3 protein-coding genes and 1 pseudogene are annotated in these 5,145 nt (G+C 44.7%); 1 reads left to right on the plus strand and 3 read right to left on the minus strand.

Features of this window, described 5'->3' with window-relative positions:
• Together PX484_RS09600 and PX484_RS09605 are read right to left on the minus strand one after the other, a co-directional pair.
• Positions 1-891 (minus strand): MlaD family protein (locus tag PX484_RS09600; RefSeq protein WP_288103631.1); only part of this gene is annotated, 891 nt, incomplete at its 3' end.
• A gap of 46 nt (positions 892-937) precedes the next feature.
• Positions 938-1,720, minus strand: coding sequence for an ABC transporter ATP-binding protein (locus tag PX484_RS09605; RefSeq protein WP_002800524.1), 783 nt, complete (start codon positions 1,718-1,720; stop codon positions 938-940).
• A 233-nt stretch (positions 1,721-1,953) separates the two neighbouring features.
• On the opposite strand from PX484_RS09605, the gene PX484_RS09610 reads away from it, so the two are divergent.
• Positions 1,954-4,524, plus strand: a complete 2,571-nt coding sequence (locus tag PX484_RS09610) for a TIGR03960 family B12-binding radical SAM protein (protein WP_287671200.1) — start codon at positions 1,954-1,956, stop codon at positions 4,522-4,524.
• Between the two features lie 309 nt (positions 4,525-4,833).
• On the opposite strand, the pseudogene PX484_RS09615 reads toward PX484_RS09610, so the two are convergent.
• Positions 4,834-5,145, minus strand: a pseudogene (locus PX484_RS09615) (hypothetical protein); the annotation flags it as partial.

The raw sequence follows: 5,145 nt of genomic DNA on the forward strand, positions 1-5,145 counted from the left end.
ATTCAACCTCAGGGCGGTATTATTGAGATTATTAGCGAGACTACCAATACCTAAACTAGCTTGATTAATATTATCGAGAGTATTAACAATTTGTCCCCGATTTTCGCTGAGAACAGCATTGAGATTAGCGACTAATTGGGAAGATTGTTGAAAAGTTCTGCTGATTTGACTGCGATTTTCCTGAACGGTATTATCTAAAGTATTGACAAAACGGGAGGCATTATTAGCTGTATTAGTCACCGAGCGACTGGTGGTAGCTAATTCCAAAGATAGACGAGAGATTTCTCTTTGGGCATTACGGATAGTCTGGGAGGTATCATCGGATAAACGGGCGATTTTTTGAGCTGCTATAGCGGTATTTTTGGTGACATCATTGAGATTACCCACAAATTCAGGACTGGTAAAAGTATCCACTAAACGACCAACACTAGACATTAATTGTGTTCCTGTTGTCCCCTGTAAACGAGTATTATTACAGAGAATTAACTGTTGATCACAGTCGGGACCCAGAGGGTCGAGATTTTTGGACTCAGCACTTAAAGAAACTAAGGGAGTGATATCGATAGCTGCCTCCCCAATTAATCCGGAAAGATTGGTAGTAACAGTTACCTTCCTAGGCATAACTAAGGTAGCAGAAGCGATTTCGGCAATAACTTCCACTTGATTACTCCCCGGGATAAAACTCGTAATTCTTCCCACTCTCACCCCGCGAAAACGCACCGGTGCCCCGACTTGTAACCCTTCCACGTCGGCAAACTCGAAGATTAATTGATAGGTTCTTTGACCAAATCCCCCCCCGCGAACCCAGATAGCGAGCGCCCCAAAGACCAATAATCCGCCTAGGGCAAACAAACCTAGTCTTCCTTCCCGTAAAGCTCGCGAACTCTGCATGATTTTTCTCTCATTCTCGATAGTTCTTAATTTAGCTTAATCTAGCTTAAACGATTGTCCTAATCGGGCCTTCAATGCTGGCGCTAAAAAATTGTCGGATCATGGGATGATCGGTACGATCGATATCTGCCACTACTCCCTGCCATTGCACTTTTCCCTGATAGAGAAATACTACTCGATCGGCGGTGCGTCGGATGGTACTTTGTTGGTGAGAAACCATCACATAAGTGTTCGCAGACCCTGATTTTTCATGGAGAGTCCGCACTAGATCCTCGATAATTGTGGAAGCTATCGGGTCTAATCCGGCGGTAGGTTCATCATACAGCAGTAATTCGGGATTATCGGCTGGATTATCGGGATTAGTGATAATAGCGCGGGCAAAAGCCACCCGTTTACGCATTCCCCCCGATAGTTCCGAAGGATAAAGGTCACTAATTCCCTGTAAACCGACCATTTCCAGGCTTTTTTCCACTAATTCCCTAATTCTGGCTTTTTTTAACTTAGTTTGTTCATAAAGATAAAAACCGACATTTTCCCCGACGGTGAGAGAATCAAACAGGGCCGTTTGTTGAAAAACTAAGGAAGTTCGCATCGCTTCTCGACCATCTTCTAGCAATCCCTGACGCAATTGACCTTTAATACGAATTTCTCCGCCATTTATCCCCGTTAATCCCGCAATTAACCGTAAAACCGTCGATTTTCCCGTTCCCGACGGCCCGATAATTACCAGGGCCTCCCCTCGATAAATGGTTAAATCTAAACCATCGAGAATAACATTATCCCCGAATCTTTTCGATACTCCTCTCAATTCAATTAACGGTTCTTTCATGAAATCAAGATTAATGTCGCTTAATTATCTTATAACCTCTGGAATTTTAGGGAGATGGGGAAGTGGAAATTATGAATTATGAATTATGAATTAGGAAGTGGGGTGTGGGGTGTGGGGAGAACAAATAAACATAATCTCGTGTCTCCTGTCTCGGAGTCTCCTGCCTCCCGACTTGATTCTGGCTGCTATAGTAGAAAAGCACCCATTGCTGACGATATCTGAGGTAGATTGCCGTGACTATTGCTTTAGACCAACTGCTTACCCCCGACATTTTTCGACCGGCGCGTTATTTGGGCAACGAGTTAGGCGCTAAACATAAAGAATGGGCAAGTGCTGTGGTTCGTTGGGTGTTAACCTATCCGGAAGTGTACGAAGTGGGGGCATCTAACCTCGGCCATATTATCCTCTACAATATCCTCAATGCTCAACCCCGCCAACTCTGCGATCGCACTTATTTACCCGCACCGGATTTAGCCCAAAAACTCAAACAGACAAAAACCCCCTTATTTGCCCTAGAATCCCGTCGTTGCCTCACCGATTTTGATATTCTGGGTTTTAGTCTCAGTTATGAGCTAGGAGCCACCAATATTTTAGAAATGCTCGACCTAGCGGCAATTCCCTTGACTTGGAGAGCAAGAGACTCGGGTAACTATCCGCTAATTTTTGCTGGGGGACAAACTGCCACCTCTAACCCCGAACCCTATGCCGACTTTTTTGATTTTATCGCCCTTGGTGATGGCGAAGAATTATTGCCAGAAATCGGTTTAATTTTAGAAGAAGGTAAACTAGCTAATCTAAGCAAAGAAGAACTATTACTAGATTTAGCCCAAATTCCGGGGGTATATGTCCCCCGTTTCTACGATGTCACCCCAATCGGTGCAGTTATCCCCAATCGTGACGATGTACCGAAAAGAATTTTACGCCGGGTAGCCACTCCTATCCCAGCCTATTCTATCGGTTTAGTTCCCTTCGTGGAAACGGTTCACGATCGCCTAGTGGTGGAAATTCGTCGCGGTTGCACTAGGGGATGTCGTTTTTGTCAACCGGGGATGTTAACCCGTCCTGCGCGGGATGTGCAACCGGAAGCAGTAATCGAATCGATTGAAAAAGGAATGCGAGCGACAGGATATAACGAATTTTCTTTATTATCTCTCAGTTGCTCCGATTATCTAGCTTTACCTGCCGTGGGTATGGAGATTAAAAACCGTCTCCAGAATGAGAATATATCTCTATCCTTACCCAGTCAAAGAGTCGATCGCTTTGACGAAAATATTGCTAACATAATTGGGGGCAATCGTCAATCGGGTTTAACCTTTGCACCGGAAGCGGGAACCCAACGGATGCGCGATGTGATTAACAAAGGGTTAACCAACGAAGAATTACTCAGAGGGATAAAAACTGCCGTCGAACAGGGTTGGGATAAGGTCAAACTCTATTTTATGATCGGTTTGCCAGGGGAAACCGATGTGGATGTCATCGGTATCGTGGAAACGGTGCGCTGGTTGCGTCGGGAATGTCGTTTACCGAAGCGGAAACCCCTCGATTTTACCCTAACTATCTCGAATTTTACGCCTAAACCCCATACCCCCTTCCAGTGGCATTCCGTCTCCACGGCCGAATTTATCCGCAAACAGGAGTTATTAAGACAGGAATTCCAAGGCATGAGAGGGGTAAAAGTCAATTATACCGATGTCCGCATCTCGGCCATGGAAGATTTTATCGGTCGCGGTGACAGAAGTTTAGGGAAAGTGGTGCTGCGCGCTTGGCAATTGGGAGCCGGGATGGATGCTTGGTGGGATAATACAGAAAAAGCCTATCAAGCATGGTCACAGGCGATCGAAGAATCCGGTTTAACTTGGAAATATCGTCAGATAGAACAGGGAGAATGGCATATTTTTGCCGATGCAGACAAAGATATTTTAGAGCGTCCTTTGCCCTGGGATCATCTCGATACCGGTATCGATAAAAAATGGCTAGAGGAGGACTTAAAACGCGCCCTAGACGCGGCAACTGTCCCCGATTGTTCTTTTGAGGGTTGTTCCCATTGTGGCGTTTGTAGCGTCGATTTTGGTCATAATATCGTCATTGAAGCGCCCCCGATTCCCGCTTTTGCCGGACATTTTCAACCCAATCAAGAACGCGCCCAAAGAATTCGGGTTTGGTTTGGCAAAATTGGCGAAATGGCCCTAGTTAGCCACTTGGATCTGGTGCGTTTATTTGATCGCGTCGTCCGTCGCGCTGCCATTCCCATTTCCTTTACCGGTGGATTTCACCCCGGTCCGCGCATTTCGATCGCTAATGCCTTATCCTTGGGAGCAACCAGTAGCGGTGAGATTGTCGATTTTGAATTGACAAAAGTGATGGATTTAGAGAGGTTTAAACAGCAATTAAGCGCACAATTACCCGCAGATTTGCCAGTTTATCAGGTGGAAGAAATTCCCTTAAATGCCCCCGCTGCCACCCGTTTGTTAGAAAAAGCCGAGTATTTGCTCACTTTTAATAGCGAGGGAATTGACTGCCAACAGTGGCAAAATTGGCTCGAGGCAATTAAGCAAGCAACGGTGATGGAACGGGAAAAAACCACCAAATCCGGCAAAAAAGTCACGATTAATCTGCGAGAACAATTATATGAATTAGAGTTAAAAACTGTTGACAAACAAGCCGTTTTGTGCTATGTGGGCAGTTGTCGCAATGATGGCACTTTACTACAGCCTGATCATATCGTCGAGATGTTAGAAAGGGTTTCTGGGCAGGAAATTTCGCTGCTTAATTGCCATCGTCAGCGCTTGATTTTAGGGGCTTAACCATTGTAAACTGTTCCCCTTGACTCTCTATTTTCCTGACTAACCCCAGAGAGGCTGCATCCCACATTTGCAGAAATACCGACAATCAGCAATTATCAGTGACTCTTAAATTAGTACAAAAATATGAACAATCGCGTGTAAGCATCTCACAGTTAACCTAATGCGCGGGGGGTTTGGGGGGTAGAACCCCCCAAAAGCTTGGATTGAGTGATAAAACCGAAAGTAACGCCCGACTTTAGCAGAGAGTTTCCCCTGAAAAATCCCAAATTAGTAGATTTACAAAAATGAGATGCCCCCCCAGAGAGTCAACTAATCTTGATCGACTAATTCTAAGCAATCATCAATCAAAGCTGGCCGATAATTTTGAACAACCATCGGTAAAAAAGCCCCTCTTAAACCCTTTTTTATTCTCTCGGCCGTTTGATCAAAAACCACAAATAAAGGATGAATTGTTTCTGCACCTTCACTAAACATATGTTGTTCTCTGGGGGGCATTAACCATTCATATTCTTTATCTAAACATATTTGGGTTTCGCGCCAGCGTTTCAACAAATCAGAAAAATCTTCCCCCGGACGATGGATAAAAATCAGGATTTCTGAACCTAATTTAATTTTCCATTC

The sequence above is a fragment of the Microcystis sp. M49636_WE2 genome (assembly GCF_030065375.1).
GTDB lineage: Bacteria > Cyanobacteriota > Cyanobacteriia > Cyanobacteriales > Microcystaceae > Microcystis > Microcystis aeruginosa_C.

Bases quoted from the DNA above. Each gene is read 5' to 3' on its own strand.
- PX484_RS09605 (WP_002800524.1), bottom strand. From the start codon at position 1,720: ATGAAAGAACCGTTAATTGAATTGAGAGGAGTATCGAAAAGATTCGGG.